Below are 19,422 nucleotides of genomic sequence, written 5' to 3'. Positions count from 1 at the left end.
GGGACGATCCCGCCCTGCCGGTCCGGTGTCCGCGAGCAGCTCCGACGAGCGCTTCAGCGGGTCAGGGCCGCGTCACCGCCGCCGATGCCTCGTCGCGCACCCGGCCGACCGTGTCGCTCACCTCGTCCCGGACCCGGCGCGCCTCGGCCAGGCCCGCGGCGGCGAGCGCGCCCGCGGCGCCGCCGTACAGGCCGGTCACCACCGCGGCCGACGCGGCGCGCGGCAGGACGCCGTCGAGCAGGCGCATGAGCAGCGCGGCCGACGACCCGGCCGCCAGGAGCCCGAGCAGGCCCGCCCCGCCGAGCATCAGGCTCGCGGTGCGCGCCCGCCCGAGCTCGCCGAGCAGGTCGTCGCGCATCGCCCGGACCTCGGTGCGCACGAGCGCGCGCACGTCCTCGGTGAGGGCGTGCAACGGCTCCTCGCGACGGGCGTTCCCCTCCGTCATCCCGATCCCCTTCCCGGTGTCACTCCGCTTGTCACTTCGGGTGTCATTCCGCGGCCTGCTGCGCCGCCGAGTACGCCAGCTGCAGGAAGTCCGCCCCGGCCAGGGCGGTGAAGGTGCCCAGGACCAACCGCGTCGGCCGGGGTGCGAAGACCAGCCCGATCGCGAAGCCCGTGGCGATCCACAGGCCGAGGCAGAACGGGCAGGTGAGCAGCTCGCCGACGCCGTGCCGCAGGGAGGACTCCTTGCGCGGTTCCTCCATCACCTCCGCGGGCCCCGCCGTGTCCGCGTACTGCGCGAAGGGTGCGCGGAGCGGGCTGGTCACCGCGTCCTTGGTGATCGTGCGGGAGAGCTTGTGGGTGGCCACGGTGAGCAGCACCAGGTCCTTCACCGACAGCGTGGGCACCGTCCGGCGGGTCGCCGCCGTGATCCCGGCGACCGCGCTGACGATCGCGCCGAAGATCGCCATGACCACGACGTAGCCCCCGAGGGGGCGGTCCTGGCCCTGCCGGTACTGCTCGGCCTCCGACCGTGCGCGGTCGTCGGCGATCGCCGCGACCCTCCGTGCCGTCTCCGCCATCCGGTCCTCCCGGTCTCGCCGTCTCGTACGCTCAGCGCCTACCCGCTGACGCGCGCGTCATCCCTGCGGGACCGCTGCAGCAGCTCGATCGCGGCCGACGTCGCCGCCCGGCGCAGCAGGCCCGTCGCCCCGTGGGCGCCCAGGGCCGCCCGGGCGGCGAACCAGCCGCAGGCGCCGTGCACCCCGCCGCCGGGGTGGGCCGACGAGCTGCCCAGGTAGAGGCCGGCGACGGGCGTCTCGGGCCGGCCGAGGCCGGGGACCGGCCGGAAGACCAGCTGCTGGAAGAGCTGGGCGGTGCCCCCGTTGATCGTGCCGTGCAGCAGGTTCGGGTCCGCGTCCTGCAGGTCCGACGGCCGCCGCACGGCCCGGTGCCGCACCCGCCCGGCGAAGCCCGGGGCGAACCGCTCCAGCACGCGCTCGACGCGGCGGACCAGCTCGTCGGCGGAGCCGGCGTCGTCGACCCCGCGAGGCAGGTGGGTGTACGCCCAGGCGCTCTCCGTCCCGGCCGGCGACCGGCTCGGGTCCGCGGTGGTCATCTGGCCGACGAGCAGGAAGGGCGACTCCGGCAGCACCCGCGACTCCAGATCCGCGCCCCACCGCACCAGCCCGTCCTCGCCCTGGCCGACGTGGACGGTCCCGGCACGGCCGACCTCGGGTGCCCGCCACGGGATCGGGCCGTCGAGCGCCCAGTCGAGCTTCACCACCGGGGTGTCCCACAGGAACCGGTCGAGGTCGCGCTGCACCCGGGCGGGCACGGCGTCGGCCGGCAGCAGGTCCCGGTAGAGCGTCGGCGCCGCGACGTCGGCCACGACCGCGCGCCGTATGCGGACCGTGGTGCCCGCGGCGGTGTGTACCGCCCGCACCCGGCCGCCGGACACCGCGATGTGCTCGACGCGCTCCCCGGTCCGCAGTACCGCACCGGCCGACTCCGCGCGCCGGGCCAGGGCGGTCGTCAGCTGCCCGGAGCCCCCGACCGGCACCGGGAAGCCGTAGTGCTGGCCGAGCATCGCCAGCAGCCAGCCGTACGCGCCGCTGACCGGCGACGTCATCGGGATGTCGGCGTGCACCGCGTTGCCCGCGAGCAGCAGCCGGGCCCCCTCCCCGCCGAAGAGCTCCTCCCCCATCCGCTTGGCCGGCAGCAGCAGGAACCGGGCCAGCCGCAGGGCCTCGGCCGTCCCGATCCGCCGCAGGAGCTGCACGGGCCCCCGGACCGGCGGGAACGTCGTGAAGAGCGTGCGCAGGAACGGTTCGCGCAGCACGTCCCATCGGCGGCACAGGTCCAGCCAGGCCTCACCGTCGCCGCGGTGCTGCGCGTCGAGGCCCACCGCGGTGTCGGCGCGGTCCCGGCACAGGACGGCCGCCTCCGCCCCGTCGGGCCCGAGCGGGTGGGCCAGCACGGCCGGCGCCTCGGACCAGCGCAGACCGTGCTCCTCCAGGTCGAGGGACTGCAGCACCGGAGAGGCCCGCGACAGCGGGTAGAACGCGCTGAACAGGTCCGTGACGTACCCCGGCTGCAGCTCCGCGGAGCGCACCGCCCCGCCGAGGTGGTCGGTCGCCTCGAGCAGGCAGACGTCCCAGCCGGCGTCGGCGAGCACGGCGGCGGCCACCAGACCGTGGTGGCCGCCGCCCACCACCGCCGCGTCCACCTCCAGGTCGGCCATGGAACGCGGATACCGCGGATCACGCGAACCATGCACGGGGCCACCCCGGACGGATCACTCCCCGGCGGCGCGGACTCCGACTCAGGACCTCAGTCCCCACCCGCCGAGCGGGTCCGCCCGGACGAGAAGGGCCGGGTCCCGACGAGCGGGACCCGGCCCGTGGCCGCAGCCGGACCTTCCCCGGCTAGAACCAGACCTTCCTGCCGCCGACCGGACGGCCGGTACGGCCCAGGACCAGGAAGATCACGCCCAGGATCAGCAGGATCGCACCGATGTAGTAGAGCAGGGACAGCCCGGTCAGGAAGCCGACCACGAGAAGTATCAGTCCGAGGATGATCACGGCGGTTTGCTCCTTCGACGGCCGGGCACCCTGTGCGCCCGGTGGTGATCTCATCTACCCGAACAGGTGATCATCCATGCGCGCGAAGGTCACGATCCGGCGACGGTGCGGGACGCAGTGCCCCCGGCGCCCGCAGCGCCCTCAGCCGCCCTCGATCCACACCGTCTTCGCGTTGACGAAGGTCCGTGGCCCGAACTCGGCGAGCTCCCGGCCGTAGCCGGAGTTCTTGGCCCCGCCGAACGGGACCTCCGGGGTCGACTCGGTGAACCGGTTGACGTAGATCATCCCGGTCTCGATCTCCCGGACGAGCCGCTGCTGCTCGGCCTCGTCGTTCGTCCACACGCTGCCGCCGAGGCCGAAGGGCGAGTCGTTGGCGATCCGGATGGCGTCGTCGAGGTCCTGCGCGCGCCACACGGTCGCGACCGGCCCGAACAGCTCCTCGTGGTGTGCGGGCGAGCCGTCCGGGATGTCGGCCAGCACCGTCGGCGGGTAGTAGAAGCCCGGCCCGCTCCCCGGCTCCCCGCCCGTGACGAGCGTGGCGCCGGCCGCGACCGTGTCGCGGACCTGCTGGTCGAGCGTCTTCACCGCGTCGCCGGACGACAGCGGGCCGACGTCGGTGTTCTCGTCCATCGGGTCGCCGACCGTCAGCGCCGCCATCGCCTCGCCCAGCCGGCGCGTGAACTCGTCGGCGACGTCCGTGTGGACGATGAAGCGTTTGGCGTTGATGCAGGACTGGCCGTTGTTCAGGGTCCGCGAGGTCACGGCGTTGCGGACGGCCGTGTCCAGGTCGGCCGAGGGCATGACGACGAACGGGTCGCTGCCGCCCAGCTCGAGCACGCTCGTCTTGATCTGTTGGCCGGCCGCCGCGGCAACGGCCCGGCCCGCCGGCTCGCTGCCGGTCAGCGTGACGGCCCGGACCCGGTCGTCGCCGATCACCCTCTCGATCTCCGACGAGCCGACCAGGAGCGTCTGGAACACGTTCTCCGGGAACCCGGCGCGCAGGAACACGTCCTCGATCGCCAGGGCGCACTGCGGCACGTTCGAGGCGTGCTTCAGCAGTCCGGTGTTGCCCGCCATCAGCGCGGGCGCGGCGAACCGGAACACCTGCCAGTACGGGAAGTTCCAGGGCATCACCGCCAGCACGGGCCCGAGCGGCTCGAACCGCGTGACCACCCGGGCGCCCTCCACCTCGTGCGGAACGTCGGCGAGCATCGCCCCGGCGTTCTCCGCGTAGTAGCGGCATCCCTTGGCGCACTTGTGCACCTCGGCGACGGCGGACGCGTAGGTCTTGCCGACCTCCCGCGTCGCGATCCGCCCGAGTTCCTCCGCGTCCTCGTCGAGCAGCGCGGCCAGGTCCCGGAAGAGCGCGGCCCGGCGGTCCATCGGCACGTCCCGCCAGTGCCGGAAGGCGATCGCCGAGGCCATGATCTTCGCGTCGAGCTGTTCGGCGGTGAGCGCGTCGAAGGTCTTCAACCGCTCGCCGGTGCTGGGGTCGATCGTCGCGATGGCCATGTCCGACGGGTACCGCACCGGCGCCGGATCATGCCGCCGACCGGGATGGACCGGGGAGTACCGGGAAGTCCTCCACGCATGGAGACCGAACTGACCCTGCAGGTCGACGGCGCCACCCACCGCCTGCGCGTGGACACCCGGACCTCGCTGCTCGACGCGCTGCGGCAGCGGCTCGGGGCCACCAGCCCGAAGAAGGGGTGCGACCACGGCCAGTGCGGCGCCTGCACCGTGCTCGTCGGCGGCCGGCGCATCCTGGCCTGCCTCGCCCTCGCCGTGGCCCACGACGGGGCCGAGGTGACCACCGCGGCCGGGCTCGCGCCGGGTCCCGACGAGGACCACCCCGTGCACCGCGCGTTCGTCGACCACGACGCCTTCCAGTGCGGCTACTGCACTCCCGGGCAGGTGTGCTCGGCCGTCGGCGTGCTCGACGAGCTGGAGCGCGGTTGGCCCAGCGCCGTCACCGCCGACGTGGCCGGCGGCCCGGACCTGGCCGACGCCGGGGCCGTCGACCGGGAGATCGCGGAGCGGATGAGCGGCAACCTCTGCCGGTGCGGCGCCTACAAGGGCATCCGCGCGGCGGTGGCCGAGGTCGTCGGTGTCGCGGAGGGGGCACGCCGATGAGGCCCTTCGCCTACGCCACCCCGCCCGACGCCCGGGAGGCCGTGCTCGCCGTGGCCGAGCGGCCCGACGCCAGTTTCCTCGCCGGCGGCACCAACATCGTCGACCACCTGCGGCTGGGCGTGGCCACGCCGGGCCTGCTCGTCGACGTCACCGCGCTGACGTCCGCCGAGATCGAGGACCTGCCCGACGGCGGCCTGCGGATCGGGGCGGCCGTGCGCAACTCCGACCTCGCGGCCGACCACCGGGTCCGTGCGCGCTACCCGGTGCTGGCCCAGGCGCTCCCCTCGGGCGCCTCCGGGCAGCTGCGCAACATGGCCACCACCGGTGGGAACCCGTTGCAGCGCACCCGGTGCGTGTACTTCCAGGACGTCACGACCCCGTGCAACAAGCGCGAGCCCGGCTCGGGCTGCGCCGCGATCGGCGGGGCCACCCGCAACCACGCGATCCTGGGCGCCTCCGAGCACTGCATCGCCACGCACCCGTCGGACATGGCGGTGGCGCTCGCCGCCCTCGACGCGCAGGTGCAGGTGCTCGGACCGGACGGGGACCGCACGATCCCGTTCACCGACCTACACACGCTGCCCGGCTCCACCCCGGAGCACGACACCGTGCTCGGGCACGGCGACCTGATCACCGCGATCGACGTGCCGGCGCTCCCGCTCGCCACCCGCTCGCGGTACCGCAAGGTGCGGGACCGGGCGTCGTACGCCTTCGCCCTGGTGTCCGTGGCCGCCTGTCTCGACGTGGCCGACGGGGAGGTCCACGACGTACGGATCGCCCTCGGCGGCGTCGCGCACAAACCCTGGCGCGCGCACCGGGCCGAGGAGGCGCTGCGCGGCGCCCCGGCCACCGACGAGTCCTACCGCGCCGCCGCTGAGGCCGCGCTCACCGACGCCCTCCCGCAGGAGGGCTTCGACGGCGGCAACGCCTTCAAGATCCCGCTGCTCACCGGGACGCTGGTGAGCACCCTGCGCGAGCTGGCCGGAGAGGAGACCCGGACGTGACCGCCACCCTGGAACCGAGGGCCATCGGGCGCGACCTCGCCCGGCGCGACGGTGCGGCGAAGGTCCGCGGCACCGCCGTCTACGCCGACGAGACCCCGGTCGCCGACCCGCTGTTCTGCCGGATCGTGCAGGCCACCGTCGCCCGCGGCCGCGTCACGGAGGTCGACACGGCCGATGCCGCCGCGCTCGACGGCGTCGTCACGGTGCTGACCAGCACGGACGCCGAACGCCTCGCCTCCACCGACGACGCCGAGCTCGCGGTGCTGCAGGGCACCGAGGTCGGCTTCCGCGGGCAGATCGTGGCCGCGGTGCTGGCCGAGACCGACGAGGTGGCCCGCGAGGCCGTCGACCTGGTCCGGGTGACCTACGCCGCGGAGGAGCACGACGCGCGGCTCGCCGCCGACCGCGACGACCTCTACACGCCGGAGTCGGTCAACCCGACCTACCCCCCGGACACGCACGAGGGCGACATGGCGGCGGCGATGGCCGAGGCGCCGATGACGCTCGAGGCCACCTACACCACGCCGATGCACCACAACAACCCGATGGAACCGCATGCGACCACGGCGCTGTGGGACGCGTCGGGCGCGGGACACCTCACGCTCTGGGACTCCACCCAGGGCGTGCACCCCGTCCGTCAGACGGTCACGCAGATCTTCGCGCTGGAGCCCGAGCAGGTACGGGTGATCTGCCCGTTCGTGGGCGGCGGCTTCGGCTCGAAGGGGACCCCGCACGCGAACGTGATCATGGCGGCGCTGGCGGCCCGCGCGGTGCCCGGCCGGCCGGTCCGGTTCGCCCTCACCCGCCAGCAGATGTTCTCGCTCGCCGGCTACCGCACCCCCACGATCCAGCGGATGCAGCTCGCCGCCGAGCGGGACGGGCGGCTGCGCGGCATCGCGATCGACGTCGTCGAGCAGACCTCGCGGATCAAGGAGTTCGCCGAGCAGACGGGCGTGCCGACGCGGAACATGTACGCCGCGTCGAACCGGCGCACCACGCACCGGCTCGCGGCACTCGACGTCCCCGTCCCCTCGTGGATGCGGGCGCCGGGTGAGTGCCCCGGCATGTTCGGCCCCGAGGTCGCGATGGACGAGCTCGCCGCCGCCCTGGGGATCGACCCCGTCGAGCTGCGGATCCGCAACGAGCCCGAGGTCGACCCGGAGACCGGGAAACCCTTCTCGTCCCGCAACCTCGTGGCCTGCCTGCGCGAGGGCGCGGAGCGCTTCGGCTGGGCCGGGCGCGACCACCGGCCCGGCGTGCGCCTCGAGGACGGGTGGTGGGTCGGCACCGGCGTGGCCGCGTCGGTCTACCCGACGATGCGGATGCCCAAGTCGACGGCCACGGTGACCTACGACGCCGGCCGGTTCGTCGGGCGCATCGGCGCCGCCGACCTCGGCACCGGCGCCTGGACCGTGCTGCCGCAGATCACCGCCGACGCGCTCGGCGTCCCGGTCGAGGACGTCGACGTGCTGATCGGCGACACCGACCACCCGGAGGCCTCGGTCGCGGGCGGTTCGTCGGGCACCACGACGTGGGGCTCGGCGCTGGTCGAGGCGGTGCGCGAGTTCCGGGACAAGTACGGCGACCACCCGCACGACGGCGACGCGGCGTCCGGGTCGGTGAACCCCAACGCGGCCGAGGAGGACTACGCGATGTCCGCCTTCGGCGCGCAGTTCGCGGAGGTGCGGGTGCACGCCGACACCGGTGAGGTCCGCGTGCCCCGGCTCCACGGGGTGTTCGCCGCGGGCCGCATCGTCAACCCACGGCTGGCGCGCTCGCAGTTCCTCGGCGGCATGACCATGGGACTGGGCATGGCACTCCACGAGCAGAGCCTGCTCGACCCGCGGACCGGGCACGTCGTCAACCACGACCTGGCCGAGTACCACGTGCCGGCGAACGCCGATGTCGACGACCTGCAGGCGCACTGGATCGACGAGGACGACCCGTACGTCAACGCCATGGGCTCCAAGGGGATCGGCGAGATCGGCATCGTCGGGACGGCCGCGGCGGTCGCCAACGCCGCCTGGCACGCCACCGGGGTGCGGGTGCGGGACCTGCCCGTCACCCTCGACCGGGTGCTGCCGGCGCGCTGACCGCCCGCGACCCGTCGTCCGGATCCGTGTCGGCCAGCGCGTCGAGCAGGATCCGGGCGGCGTGGGCCGTGTCCACCGCGGGCGACCAGGCCAGCTCGCGGCGGGCCCGGCCCGTGTCCATCACCGGGGTGTCGACGGCCAGGTCGAACCAGCCCGTGGTCGCGCCGAGGACGTGCAGCCGGTTCAGCAGGCCGAGCGCGGCCCGGACCAGGAGCCGCGGCACCGGCAGCGGGCGGGCGCCGGCGACGGCGGCGAGCCCTCGGGAGCCCAGGGCGTCGGCGGCCACGTTGACGGCCCCGGCGGCGCGCCGGTCCAGGACGGCGGCCACCGCCCGGCCCAGGTCGTCGGCGTGGACCAGCTGCAGCACGAGCCCGCTCGGCAGCGGCAGCACGGGGATACGGCCGGCCCGCAGGGCGCGCAGCAGCGCCGTGGGCACGGCCGGGCCGAGGAAGAGCCGTCGCATCCGGGCGGCCGCGTCCGCGCGGACGACGAGCGCCGCCCGGACGCGCGTCACCGCGACCCCGGGGTGGTCGCGCGCGAAGTCGTCCAGCATCGCCTCCGCGGCGACCTTGTCCCGGCTGTAGAGGGAGCCGCGATGGGCGCGGACCGGCCAGGACTCGTCGACCGGCAGGGCCGGCTCGCCGGCCGGGTGCGGGCCGTAGACGGCCTGGGAGGACAGGAAGACCACGTGCCCGACGCCGGCGCGGCCGGCCGCGTCGAGCATCGTGGCGGTGCCGTCGAGGTCGATGCTGCGCGGCGTCGACGCATCGCCGACGGGCTGGATGGCCCACGCCAGGTGCACGACGGCGTCGGCGCCGCGCAGGAGCCCGGTGAGCCGCTCGACGGCGTCGTCCGCGAGCAGGTCGAGCGGGTGCCAGGACAGCCGGTCGGTCTCCGCTGCGTCCGCGGGCGGATGCCGGCACACGGCGCGCACGGTGACCTCGGGGCGCTCCGCCAGGGCGTCGAGGAGCCCGGAGCCGACGGTCCCGGAGGCGCCGACGACGACGACGGTGCGCGCCGGCTGCGTCATGCGGGCGCGCCGGCCCTCTCGGTGTCGTCCCTCTCGATGTCGTCGTCGAGGCCCTCGCGCAGCTGGGCGAGGGTCCGCGCGAGCAGCCGCGACACGTGCATCTGGGAGATGCCGACCCGCTGCGCGATCTGGGTCTGGGTCATCTCGCCGAAGAACCGCAGGGTGAGGATCAGCCGTTCGCGCTCGGGCAGCGCGTCGATCAACGGGCGCAGCGACTCGCGGTACTCGACGTGCTCGAGCGCCTTGTCGACCTCGCCGAGCGTGTCGGCGACCGGCTGGTCGTCGGCGTCGTCGACGGCGGTGAGCGAACCGGCGTGCTGGTTGGCCTTGGCGGCCAGGGCCTCGACGATCTCCTCGCGGTCCACGCCCAGGTGCCGGGCCAGCTCGCTGGGCTTCGGCGCGCGGCCGAGCTCGTGCGCGAGCGGGCCGGAGGCCTTGCCGATGGCGACACTGAGCTCCTTGAGCCGCCGCGGCACCCGCATCGACCAGGTGCGGTCGCGGAAGTAGCGCAGCATCTCCCCGCGCACGCAGGGGATCAGGTAGCCGAGGAAGTCGCCCCCGGCGCGCTCGGGGTCCCAGCGGTCGATCGCCGAGATCAGCCCGATGGTGCCCACCTGGACCAGGTCGTCGATCCCCGCGCGGTAGCCGGAGCCGTGCCGCTGGGCGAGGTGGCGGACGACCGGCAGGAAGGCCAGGACGAGATCGGAGCGCAGCCGGTCGCGGTCGGGGTGGTCGGCCGGGAGCGCGGCGAAGCGCTCCAGCACCGGCATCTGGTCGGCGTACTCGCTGGGGCCCTGGGCGGGGGCGGCGCGGGTGGTGTCCGGCACCGGCTCGAGCACCGGTTCGGGAGCGGTCATCGTGGGCCTCCTCCACGTCGGGGGACGTCAGAGGCAGCTGGCTGTACCTCGTCGAGCGGCGCGGGGGACGGGCGCGCTCGCGGCGTCGATCGTGCGTCGGTCGCTCTTCGACCGTACAAGCGCCCACCGGCCGGCGCAGGTCGACTTCATTGCGAACGCATGACATGCGCCTGCCGGGGTATGACGCGCGACACATCTTCCGGCACCACCTCCGTGAGGGAGCTTCTCGATGACCGTCCACGATGCCCCCGTCCGCCCGGCCCCCGTCGGGATGGCCCGGCGCCCTCCGCCCCGTCCCACACCCGACGTGGCGACGGTGCTCGGCCCCTTCGTGGCCTGGCTGGCGAGCCGCGAGCCGCACGAGGGCCTGCGTCGCAGACAGGTGCGGGTGGTGGAGCGGTTCCTGCGGTGGGCCGCCGTCGACCACGGCGACCCGCGCACCCGGCGGGAGCGGTTCGAGTCCGAGCAGGACGTCGCGGGTACCGCCGAGGCGCAGGCGCTCGCGACGGCCCTGGACCGGTTCGCCGAACACCGCCGCATCCTCGCCATCGTCCCCGACCTCGACGCGTGAGGGAACGACCCACGAAACCACCCGGGAGACGACTCACGAGACGCCCGACGACGGGGGCGACGGACATATCGCACGACGCACGGACCCGGCCTCTATCCTCGGCAGGCCCGGTCCCACCGGGCAGATCGCCGCCGCGCGCCGGCGGCCGGAGAGGAGCGACGTGAACGCCGACTCCCGTCCGGCCCGCGACCCCACTCCGGCCCGCGACGCTCCCCCCGCGCACCTGCCCGCGGCGCTGCCGTTGCTCCCCGATCTCCGGTTGGCCGCGCTGTGGGTGCCCGCCACCCCGCCCGGACCCGCCGCGATCCCGTCCGCCGACGGCGCCGCGCCCGCCGGCGACTGGCTCGACGTCGTGCCGCTGCCGGACGGACGGCTCGCCCTCGCCGTCGGCGACCTCGTGGGTCCCGCACCGCGGCCCGGCGCCGTCACCGGCCTGCGCACCGTGCTCCGCCAGGCGCTGCACACCGCACCGTCGCTCGCCGAGGCCCTCGAGCAGGTCGACCGGGCCGCGAGCGTCGACACCGCGCTGCACGGCGCGTCGCTCACCGTCGTCGTGGTGGGCCCGGACGGGGAGCTGGAGCACGCCCGCGGCGCCCATCCCCCGGCGCTGGTGCGCGGGCCGGACGGGCTCGCGCCGCTGCCCGGCCAGGCTTACGGCCCGCTGGGCGTCGGCGCCGCGCCCCCGGTGCCCCACCGTGCGCGACTGGCCCGCGGGGACACGCTCCTGCTGTACTCCGACGACCTCGTGGAGGGCCGCGGGCGGACCCGTCCCGGCCGAGGCGGCGGGAACGGTCTCCGGCTCGATCGGGACACCCCGTCCGACGACCCCGCCGCGCTCTGCGACCGGATCGCCGCGCGGGCGCCGCGGGGCGGCGTGGCGGTTCTCGCCGCGTACCGACCCCTCACGCCCGTCGAGCCGCTGCGGCTGGTGCTGCCGGTCGACCCGTTCGCCCTGAGCCCGCTGCGCGAGACCGTCACGCGCTGGCTGGAGGCGGCGGGCGTGGCGCCCCGGACCGTGGTCGCGGCACCGATGGTGGTCTCCGAGCTCGCCGCCAACGCGATCGAGCACGCCTACCCCGAGGGCGCCACCGGCGAGATCCGGGTGGACGCCGAGCTGACCGGGGCCGGGTTGAGCATCACGGTCGCCGACGACGGCACCTGGCGGCCCCCGGAGACGGACGGGCCCGAGGACGACGCCGACGGCGCCGGCTTCGGCCTCGCGGTCGTCCGCGACCTCTGCGACGCCGTGGTGGTGGACCCCGGCCCGGACGGCACCTCGGTCACCGCGGTCCTGGCGGTCGGCAGGCCGGTCGCGGTCGGGGACGCCCCACGTCCCCGACCCGAAGCCGTCCCCGAGATGTTCGCCGTCCGTCCCGGGGAGGTCCCCGGCGTGCTCCACGTGCACGGGGACGTGGACCTGCCGGCCGTCCCCACCCTGCGGGCGGCGCTGCTCGACGCCGCGGCGGACGGGGAGCCGTGCGTCCTCGACCTGTCCGCCACCACGCTGTTCGCCAGCGCCGGGGTACGGCTGCTGCACCAGCTCGACCCGGACACCGACCTGCGTGTGGTGGCGCCGCCGGGCAGCGTCGCGCGCCCGGTGCTGGAGCTGACCGGGCTCGCGCATCTCCTGACCGATCGGGCCGAGAGCGCCTGACCGGGCGGGCCCGTCGCAAGGGCGGGCGTCGCCCGGTGCTCCCCGACGGTCAGCCCGCGCCGTCGAGGTGGGCGCCGGCGGGCACGCCGGTTCCGCCGGTCTCCCCGAGAGCCTGCCCGCGGCCCTCCGCGGCCTCCCGGTACACCTGTTCGACGGCGGCGGTCAGCCGGTCCCGGCCGTACCGGGACACCGCCCGGTCGCGGCCCGCGATACCGAAGGCCAGCGGCACCGCGCCCTCCCGCAGCAGCGCGCGCAACGCGTGGGCCAACGCGTCCGGCCGGGCGGGCGGCACGAGGACCCCGGTGACCTGGTCGACGACGGTCTCGGTGAGCGCGCCGACGGCCGACGCGACCACCGCGCGCCCGCAGGCCATGGCCTCGAGCGCGACCATGCCGAAGCCGGTCTGGTGCGGCACGTGGACGAGCGCGTCGGCGGAGCGCAGGAGCGCCGGCAACGTCTCCCGGCGCACGGCCCCGAGGAACCGGACGCGCCGCTCGACGCGGGCCTCCCGGGCCACGGCGTGCAGCCGGGCCAGGTCGCGGTCCCGGGCCGGATCGACCTCCGGATCGTCCGTGCGCGGTCCCCCGGCCACGATCAGCTCGGCCTCGGGCACCGTGCGCAGCGCGCGGATGATGTCCTGCACACCCGCCTCGACGTCGAGACCGGCGACCGCCAGCAGCCGCGGGTGCTCGCCGCGGCGCAGGGTCGGCCCGTCCGGCTGGAAGGTCGTGGTGTCCACGCCGTAGGGCACGACGCGGATCGCGGAGCGGCGGGCACCGAGCCGGACCAGGGCGAACACGTCGTCCTCGCCGCTCGCGAGGACCCGGTCGGCGCGGGCCACGAGCACGTGCTCGGCCGAGGCGCGGCCGCGGCTGTCGACGGCCGGGTCGACCGGCCGCTCACCGACCCCGGGCAGGGTCACGACGAAGGGCAGGCCCAGCTCGCGGGCGGACGCCGCGGCGGCCAGGCCGGCGGTCCAGGAGTGGGCGTGCACGACGTCCGGCCGTCGGGCCCGCCACCGGCGCTCCAGCTCCTCGGCGAGCACCGGCACCTGGGTGACCAGCCGGTCCTCGGACAGCGGGGCGGCGGGTCCGGCGTCGACGTGCCGGACCTCCAGCCGCTCGGACGCGCGCACCACGGGGTGCTGGTCGGGCGAGTCCCGGCGGACGAGGACGGTCACCTCGTGGCCGGCCGCCGCGAGATCCGCGCCGAGCCCGGCCAGGTGCTCGCTCAGTCCGCCGTGGCCCGGCCGGCCGGGTTCGGCCAGCGGGCTGCACCGGTCACAGACGATCTCGACGCGCACCGGGGCTCCCCTCCTCCGCGTCGTGCGACCGCAGCGGGGCCGCACGGGTACCTCCCCCGGACCGTACGGACCTGCGGCCCGGCACGCCAACGCTGGTCGGCGGGCGGTGAGGCGCAACGGCTCGGGTACCGGGCCGGGAGGGCGGCCGGGCTCAGCCCGACCGGACGCCGGGCACGGCGTCGCCCCCGGAGCCGGTCGCGGTTCCGGTGCCGTTGTCCGTGCCCTGGGAGCCGGCGTCGGAGCCGGTGTCGGGGGCCGCGGGATCGTCGAAGCCGTCGGCCCCCGCGGCCACGTGGTCGCGCTCGACGCGGTCGTCCTCGACCCGCTCGTGGCGCCCGTCGCCGTGCCGGCCGGAGGGCCGCGGGCGCGGGTCGTCCACCTGTGCCGTCTCGGTCGGGCCGCCGTGCGGCACGCCGTAGTGGTCGAACAGGGCCGCCTCGGTCTCGGGGCTCAGCTTCCCCTCGGGGACCTCGGGCGCCGTGCGCAGCTGCTCGGCGTCGTAGGGCAGGTGGAGCTCACCGTCCTCGATCATGCCGCCCGCCAGCGGCAGTGCGGCGCGGCGCGAGCCCGCGAGGCCGCCGGTCGGCACGACCCACTCCGGCCTCTGCGTCGCGTCGTCGACGTAGACGGCGTCGACGGAGCCGAGGTCGGCGCCGTCCCGGTCGCGCACCGTCAGGCCCTGCACGCGGGCGGGATCGTCGAGGTCCGCCATGGGTTCCTCCCCGGTTCCTGGAGTGTTCCTGGAGTCGTGGTGGCCCGGACATCCGGGCCGTCCCCGCAGGGGTGCCCGGCCATTCCCGTCGCACACCCCTCGTGGGTGCCCTCACACCTGCGCGGGACCGCCGGGCACACAGGATCGGGCGCGCCCCGGTGCGGGAGTGCGCACGTGGATCACGGGTGGACGGGGGTGACCTGCACGCCCTCGTGACCGGCAGGCACGGTCCGGCCGGCGGTCGTCGTCGCGGCCGTGCTCGCGGCTGTCGAGGTGGCCGCGGTCGAGGTGGCGGCGTGCCCGCCGAGAGCGATGATCAACCCGAGGGTGACGGCCGCGGCGGCGACGAGCCCGACGATCAGGAGGGCGACGGCCCGGCCGGTCCCGGGGGTGGTCTCCTCGCGGTTCCGGGGGTCGTCACCGCCCGTCGCGGCGTGCAGCGCGGTCCAGTAGTCGTAGCCGAGGCCGTAGCCGTAGCAGTCCATCCCGCCGAGGGCATAGGCCCAGCTCCCGGCCCGCGTGCGACGCGTCGGGGCCGGCTCGTTCCCGGCCGGGACCGCGCGGGCGGCGGAGGCGTCGGGGCCGTCGGGTCCGTCGCGGCGGTCGTCCTCGGGGCCCTCCGGCTGGGCGGTGATCGTGGTCGTGGTGCTCATGGCGGTCCTCCTGGGTCCGGCGGGGCGTCGGGAGTGGTGCGGCTCCGATGCCCTGACCCTGCTCCCGCGCGGGCCGCCGTCCCGTCGGGCGGCCGGCGGACGGACCGGCCGATCCCGCCGTCCCCCGATCGCCCGACCCCCGGCCGATCGCGCCCTCGTGCAGCAGCTGCGTCGGCAGGTCGGACACGCCGGGGATCATGTCGGGGCGGGGGGAGGTGGCCTTCTCGACGTCGACCCCGGCGTCGGCCTCGGCCCGGATCCCGAGCACCTCATCGGGCAGGGGCGAGCGGAGGTACGGCAGGTTCGGTCCGCCGGAGTAGTTGCGCACCGCGCACTCGCGCGCCCTTGCAGCAGTACGCAGAAGTACGTAACGGATCTCCATGAGTGGGCGCCGCTCCCTAGACTGCGCGGTCCGGATCGGGGTGACCCACGAGTAGGTCACGAAGTCGGTCTTCGGCCGCGAAGGGTCTCCGAGAGAGCGCCGTTTGGTACGTGTCCGCGGTGCGGACCCGGTGTGGGCGAGGAGGGAATGATCATGGGTGGCACGACATCGGCCGGTCCGACGCCGGAGCGGATCCTGGGACTGGGCTCGGCGTTCTGGGGATCGAAGACCTTGCTGAGCGCGGTCGAGCTCGGCGTCTTCGGGGTTCTCGCGGCCGGTCCGCTGCCCGCCGAGGAGCTCCGCGACCGGCTTGGCTTGCATCCGCGCTCCGCGCGCGACTTCTTCGACGCGCTCGTGGCGTTGGAGATGCTCGATCGGGACGCCGCCGCGGAGCCGCGCTACCGGAACACCGCCGAGACCGACCTGTTCCTCGTCCCCGGAAAGCCCACCTACGTCGGCGGACTGCTCGAGATGCTCAACGCTCGCCTCTACGGCTTCTGGGGCTCGTTGACCGAGGGCCTGCGCACCGGACGCCCGCAGAACGAGGCCAAGAACGGCGAGGACTTCTTCTCCGCCCTGTACGCCGACCCCGACCGGCTGGCCGGGTTCCTCGCCGCCATGAGTGCCCTGAGCGCGGGGGCTGCGGCGGCGATCGCCGACACGTTCCCATGGGAGCGTCATCAGAGCTTCTGCGACCTGGGCACCGCCCAGGGCATGCTGCCCGTGCAGGTGGCCCTGCGGCACCCGCACCTGCGTGGGACCGGCGTCGACCTGCCCCCGGCCGGCCCGATCTTCGAGAAGTTCGTGGCCGGACACGGCCTGAGTAGCCGGCTCACCTTTACCGCCGGGGACTTCTTCACCGACCCCCTGCCGCCGGCGGAGGTCTACGTGCTGGGCCACATCCTGCACGACTGGGGACAGGAGGCGAAGAAGGCACTGTTGCGCCGCACCTACGACGTCCTGCCGGACGGTGGCGCAGTGATCGTCTACGACACGGTGATCGACGACGAGCGGCGCGCGAACACGTTCGGGCTGCTGATGAGCCTCAACATGCTGATCGAGACGCCCGACGGGGCCGACTACACCGGCGCGGACTGCCAGGGGTGGCTTGCCGAGGCAGGGTTCGAGGAGAGCTACGTCCGCCCCCTCGCGGGACCCGAGTCGATGGTCGTCGGGCTCAAGTAGGCGAGGTCGCGCAATCACCTCGGAGGTCGCCGCCCTCGGGTGCGTGGGCCGGTGCGGCCCGCCGTCGTCCGGCACGCTGTGTCAGGCTGCCCCGATGGCCGACGACCGCGAGGGCGGCGAGCTGGTGCTGCGGACGGCGACCGCCGTGGCGCGCGAGGTCCTGGGCGAGCACCTCGACGCCGTGTTCGCGCTGGGCAGCCTGGCCCACGGCGGGTTCGCCCCGCTCGCGAGCGACGTCGACGTGGCGGTGATCCTCGACGCCCTTCTCGAGGACGTCGCCGACCGCATGGCGGAGATCAGGCGGGCCACCGTCGCCCGGGCGGGCGGCCCGCTCGCGGAGCGGCTGTCGGTCTTCTGGTCGGACTGGCACGGCGTGCGCCACGGCGCCGGTGAGCGGTCGCGGCTCCCCGCGGTGGACCGGCTCGACCTCCTCGACGCCGGGCGTCTGCTGTACGGCGCCGACCGGCGCGGCGGCGCGGCCCGGCCCGACCGGACGACGCTGGTCGTGGAGGCGGCGCGGTTCGCCGTCGAGAAGTTCGACGACGCCTACCTCGCCGGCCTGCACCGGCCCGAGGACCTGGTCGCCGCCGGTCCGCGGGCGGCGAGCAAGGCGGCGCTGTTCCCGATCCGCTTCCTCTACACGCTGGCGTCCGGCCGCATGGGCCACAACGACGCCGCGGCGACCTGGTACGGGCACGAGGGCGCGCACGCGCCGCTCGCGCACGCCGCCATGCGCTGGCGCGAGTCCGGCATCGACGATCGCGCTGCCGCGGTCGAGGACCTCCGGGCCCATCTCGTGGGCGTGTACGTCGAGTTCGTCGACGCCTACGCCCCCGCCCTGGCCGACGCCGGGCACGATGCCGTCGCCGACGCCCTCCTGGACCGGCGCGGCGCCCTCCTCGCGCCGGCCACCTGACCCGCGTACGTATCTCTACGCAGCGACAACGGGCGACGGACGGGAGCACGCTGAGGGGTCCCGCAGGAGCGAGCCACGCAGGCGACAGGGGAGGTCGAGATGGCGAAGTTCGCGTTCTTCTTCAGCTACAGCCCGGAGACGTGGAACCGGATGGTGATGAAGCCCAACGACCGCACGGCCGCCGTCCGGACCGCGGTCGAGGCCCAGGGCGCGCAGCTCGAGGCGCTGTACTACATGTTCGGCGGGCACGACGGCATCCTGATCATCGACGCGCCCGACTCGCGGGCCGCGGCGGCCATCTCGGTCGCGGTGACCTCGACGGGTTCGTTCGACCGGCACGAGACCCGCGAGCTGATCACCCCGGCCGAGCTGGTCGACGTGCTCGACAAGGCAGGTCGGTCGCAGCAGGCGTACGTCCCTCCGGGGACCTGAGGCCCGTACGCCACGGAGCCACGACACACCCCCGCGGGATGGGTCGTGGCTCCGGACCGGACCGCCTCAGATCGGGAAGCGCAGGGTGGCGCCGACGCCGTCGGCCAGCTCGCCGTGCGCGAGGAGACCGGGCTCGGGCGCCTCCTCCCCCGTCGCGTCCGCCGCGGCGCGCGCCTCCTCGTCGGCCTGCCGGGCGTCGTCGAGCCGGTCCTTGCCGCGGACCACGGTCGGGTCGTCGAGCCGCACGAGCTGTCCGCCCTGACACGCCAGCGCCCGGATCACCGCCGGCACCGCGGGCACCCGGCGGGCGTCGCCGGCGTTGAGCGCCTCGAGCTCCTCGCGCTGCACGCCGAGGTGCGTCGGCTCGGACCCGGCCCACACCTCGCCGTCGGTCAGCGTGGCCGGGTCGAGGAACAGGGTGTCGACGGCCTCGGCGCGCACCGCCGCGACGACGTCGGCCAGCCCGGTCACGGCCTGTCCGTCGGGCCGCCCGGCCAGCTGCCGGTAGTGCTCCCAGGCCCCGCGGCGCTCGGTGTCGAGGACGTCCTCGACCGCCGCGGCGACCGTGTCCGGCAGCGCGTCCGGCGAGGCACCCCCGGTGTGCTCGACCTCGGCGACGATCCGCGCCGAGCGCTCCGGCAGCGCGTCGACCAGCCGGGACCGGGCCTGCGAGTCGCCGAGGACCACGAGGGCCCGCGCGGCGCTGGCCCGCACCCGGGCGTCGACCCGCGCGGCGACGTCGGCGGTGTTCTCCCGCCAGGTCTCCTCCACCCGCTCCTGCATGTTCAGGGTCGACACACCGCCGCCCCGGACCTTGTGCACCGGGTGGTCGCGGCCGCGGACCTCCTCCGGCTCGGTGTCCCCGGGGGCGAGCACCTCGCCGCCCTTGTCGTCGATCCGCACGACGACGACCGGGACCTCCTCGCGCACGGCCTCCGTGACGCTGGTCAGGTCGGGCAGCGGCGACCACGTGGTGACGGCGGCGCGCGGCGGCGCCGGCAGCTCGGCGTCGACGAGGACGCCCTTCGCGGCCGCCACGAGCACCCGCCCGCCGGTCCCGTCGGGCGTCGGGCCGGACGCCAGCGCGCCGTCGACGGCCTCGACGACGGACTCCGGCGCACCCTGCCCCGTGAGCTCCTCGCGGACGCCGTGGCGGCGGAGCTCGTCCTGGCGCGCCGCGTCCTCGGTGTCGTGGGTGACGTCGAGGACGACGGTCGCGAAGGGGCCGGGCGCCGCGCAGGCGTCGCGCAGCCAGTCGAGTCGCACGGGTTCCTCCGTTCCGGGCGCCGCGGGGCGGGCCCTGTCGACGGACAGACACGGTCGAGGTCGGCGGTACCCGGTGGCCCCGCGACGAAACGGGCACCGCCTCGCGCGGACGCCGTGCCCGGCGCTCGTCGCGCGTCGTCCGCCGAGGTCGGCCGCGTGCCACGGACGCCGGTCGCGCACACCCGGGCGGGTGAATTCCGGTGCCGGA

Annotated in this window: 19 protein-coding genes; 8 read left to right on the top strand and 11 right to left on the bottom strand. The window is 75.5% G+C overall.

Annotation, left to right across the window (positions count from 1 at the left end; genetic code table 11):
- Window positions 1–61: 61 nt before the first annotated feature.
- The 5 genes from LWC33_RS16070 to LWC33_RS16050 all read right to left on the bottom strand — a co-directional run bounded on the left by LWC33_RS16070 (window position 62) and on the right by LWC33_RS16050 (window position 4,535).
- Complete coding sequence (locus LWC33_RS16070) at window positions 62–445, bottom strand: phage holin family protein (RefSeq protein ID WP_233305195.1); 384 nt, start codon at window positions 443–445, stop codon at window positions 62–64.
- Between the two features lie 43 nt (window positions 446–488).
- Complete coding sequence (locus LWC33_RS16065) at window positions 489–1,022, bottom strand: DUF1360 domain-containing protein (RefSeq protein WP_233305194.1); 534 nt, start codon at window positions 1,020–1,022, stop codon at window positions 489–491.
- Window positions 1,023–1,060: 38 nt separating this feature from the next.
- On the bottom strand, window positions 1,061–2,683 hold the full coding sequence (locus LWC33_RS16060; RefSeq protein ID WP_233305193.1) for a phytoene desaturase family protein: 1,623 nt from the start codon (window positions 2,681–2,683) through the stop codon (window positions 1,061–1,063).
- A gap of 184 nt (window positions 2,684–2,867) precedes the next feature.
- Window positions 2,868–3,023, bottom strand: a complete 156-nt coding sequence (locus LWC33_RS16055; protein ID WP_197040567.1) for a hypothetical protein — start codon at window positions 3,021–3,023, stop codon at window positions 2,868–2,870.
- 141 nt (window positions 3,024–3,164) lie between these two features.
- Complete coding sequence (locus LWC33_RS16050) at window positions 3,165–4,535, bottom strand: NAD-dependent succinate-semialdehyde dehydrogenase (RefSeq protein ID WP_233305192.1); 1,371 nt, start codon at window positions 4,533–4,535, stop codon at window positions 3,165–3,167.
- A 78-nt stretch (window positions 4,536–4,613) separates the two neighbouring features.
- On the opposite strand from LWC33_RS16050, the gene LWC33_RS16045 reads away from it, so the two are divergent.
- From LWC33_RS16045 to LWC33_RS16035, 3 genes are read left to right on the top strand one after another with little or no spacing between them, the layout of a single operon-like run.
- The gene (locus LWC33_RS16045; RefSeq protein WP_233305191.1) at window positions 4,614–5,156 is read left to right on the top strand and encodes a 2Fe-2S iron-sulfur cluster-binding protein; all 543 of its coding nucleotides are present in this window, start codon (window positions 4,614–4,616) and stop codon (window positions 5,154–5,156) included.
- Complete coding sequence (locus LWC33_RS16040) at window positions 5,153–6,160, top strand: FAD binding domain-containing protein (protein WP_233305190.1); 1,008 nt, start codon at window positions 5,153–5,155, stop codon at window positions 6,158–6,160. The genes LWC33_RS16045 and LWC33_RS16040 overlap by 4 nt, the downstream gene beginning before the upstream one ends.
- A complete protein-coding gene (locus LWC33_RS16035) occupies window positions 6,157–8,253 on the top strand; it encodes a xanthine dehydrogenase family protein molybdopterin-binding subunit (RefSeq protein WP_233305189.1) in 2,097 nt (698 codons plus the stop codon). The genes LWC33_RS16040 and LWC33_RS16035 overlap by 4 nt, the downstream gene beginning before the upstream one ends.
- On the opposite strand, the gene LWC33_RS16030 is transcribed toward LWC33_RS16035, so the two are convergent.
- Both LWC33_RS16030 and LWC33_RS16025 read right to left on the bottom strand, forming a co-directional pair.
- The gene (locus LWC33_RS16030) at window positions 8,222–9,283 is read right to left on the bottom strand and encodes an NAD-dependent epimerase/dehydratase family protein (RefSeq protein ID WP_233305188.1); all 1,062 of its coding nucleotides are present in this window, start codon (window positions 9,281–9,283) and stop codon (window positions 8,222–8,224) included. The two genes, LWC33_RS16035 and LWC33_RS16030, sit on opposite strands and share 32 nt — an antisense overlap.
- Window positions 9,280–10,140 carry a SigB/SigF/SigG family RNA polymerase sigma factor gene (locus tag LWC33_RS16025; RefSeq protein ID WP_233305187.1) on the bottom strand — a complete coding sequence of 287 codons (861 nt, stop codon included), beginning with the start codon at window positions 10,138–10,140 and terminating at the stop codon, window positions 9,280–9,282. Before LWC33_RS16025 ends, LWC33_RS16030 begins: the two co-directional genes overlap by 4 nt.
- A gap of 229 nt (window positions 10,141–10,369) precedes the next feature.
- Here LWC33_RS16025 and LWC33_RS16020 point away from each other — a divergent pair, with 229 nt between their 5' ends.
- Window positions 10,370–10,711 (top strand): hypothetical protein, encoded by a 342-nt coding sequence (locus LWC33_RS16020; RefSeq protein WP_233305186.1) that lies wholly within the window; start codon window positions 10,370–10,372, stop codon window positions 10,709–10,711.
- Window positions 10,712–10,871: 160 nt separating this feature from the next.
- Entirely contained in the window at window positions 10,872–12,365 is a 1,494-nt protein-coding gene (locus LWC33_RS16015) for an ATP-binding protein (RefSeq protein WP_233305185.1), read from the top strand.
- A 49-nt stretch (window positions 12,366–12,414) separates the two neighbouring features.
- On the opposite strand, the gene LWC33_RS16010 is transcribed toward LWC33_RS16015, so the two are convergent.
- From LWC33_RS16010 to LWC33_RS16000, 3 genes are all read right to left on the bottom strand, one after another.
- Window positions 12,415–13,668, bottom strand: a complete 1,254-nt coding sequence (locus LWC33_RS16010; RefSeq protein WP_233305184.1) for a glycosyltransferase — start codon at window positions 13,666–13,668, stop codon at window positions 12,415–12,417.
- A 151-nt stretch (window positions 13,669–13,819) separates the two neighbouring features.
- Window positions 13,820–14,380 (bottom strand): PRC-barrel domain-containing protein, encoded by a 561-nt coding sequence (locus tag LWC33_RS16005; RefSeq protein WP_233305183.1) that lies wholly within the window; start codon window positions 14,378–14,380, stop codon window positions 13,820–13,822.
- A 179-nt stretch (window positions 14,381–14,559) separates the two neighbouring features.
- Window positions 14,560–15,033, bottom strand: coding sequence for a hypothetical protein (locus tag LWC33_RS16000; protein WP_233305182.1), 474 nt, complete (start codon window positions 15,031–15,033; stop codon window positions 14,560–14,562).
- A gap of 535 nt (window positions 15,034–15,568) precedes the next feature.
- On the opposite strand from LWC33_RS16000, the gene LWC33_RS15995 reads away from it, so the two are divergent.
- The 3 genes from LWC33_RS15995 (at window position 15,569) to LWC33_RS15985 (ending at window position 17,948) form a co-directional block, all read left to right on the top strand.
- Window positions 15,569–16,600 (top strand): methyltransferase, encoded by a 1,032-nt coding sequence (locus LWC33_RS15995; protein ID WP_233305181.1) that lies wholly within the window; start codon window positions 15,569–15,571, stop codon window positions 16,598–16,600.
- Between the two features lie 94 nt (window positions 16,601–16,694).
- Entirely contained in the window at window positions 16,695–17,516 is an 822-nt protein-coding gene (locus tag LWC33_RS15990) for a hypothetical protein (RefSeq protein WP_233305180.1), read from the top strand.
- Between the two features lie 99 nt (window positions 17,517–17,615).
- Window positions 17,616–17,948: a GYD domain-containing protein gene (locus tag LWC33_RS15985; RefSeq protein ID WP_233305179.1), complete on the top strand. Its 333-nt coding sequence runs from the start codon at window positions 17,616–17,618 to the stop codon at window positions 17,946–17,948.
- 66 nt (window positions 17,949–18,014) lie between these two features.
- Here the strand turns inward: LWC33_RS15985 and LWC33_RS15980 are convergent, their stop codons facing one another.
- Entirely contained in the window at window positions 18,015–19,214 is a 1,200-nt protein-coding gene (locus LWC33_RS15980) for a baeRF2 domain-containing protein (protein WP_233305178.1), read from the bottom strand.
- Window positions 19,215–19,422: the final 208 nt, after the last annotated feature.

Source organism: Pseudonocardia terrae (genome assembly GCF_021343995.1).
In the GTDB taxonomy this organism is placed as follows: Bacteria; Actinomycetota; Actinomycetes; order Mycobacteriales; family Pseudonocardiaceae; genus Pseudonocardia; species Pseudonocardia terrae.
Note: the sequence above shows the minus strand (reverse complement) of the source record. Positions and strands in the feature narration are given on the sequence as shown.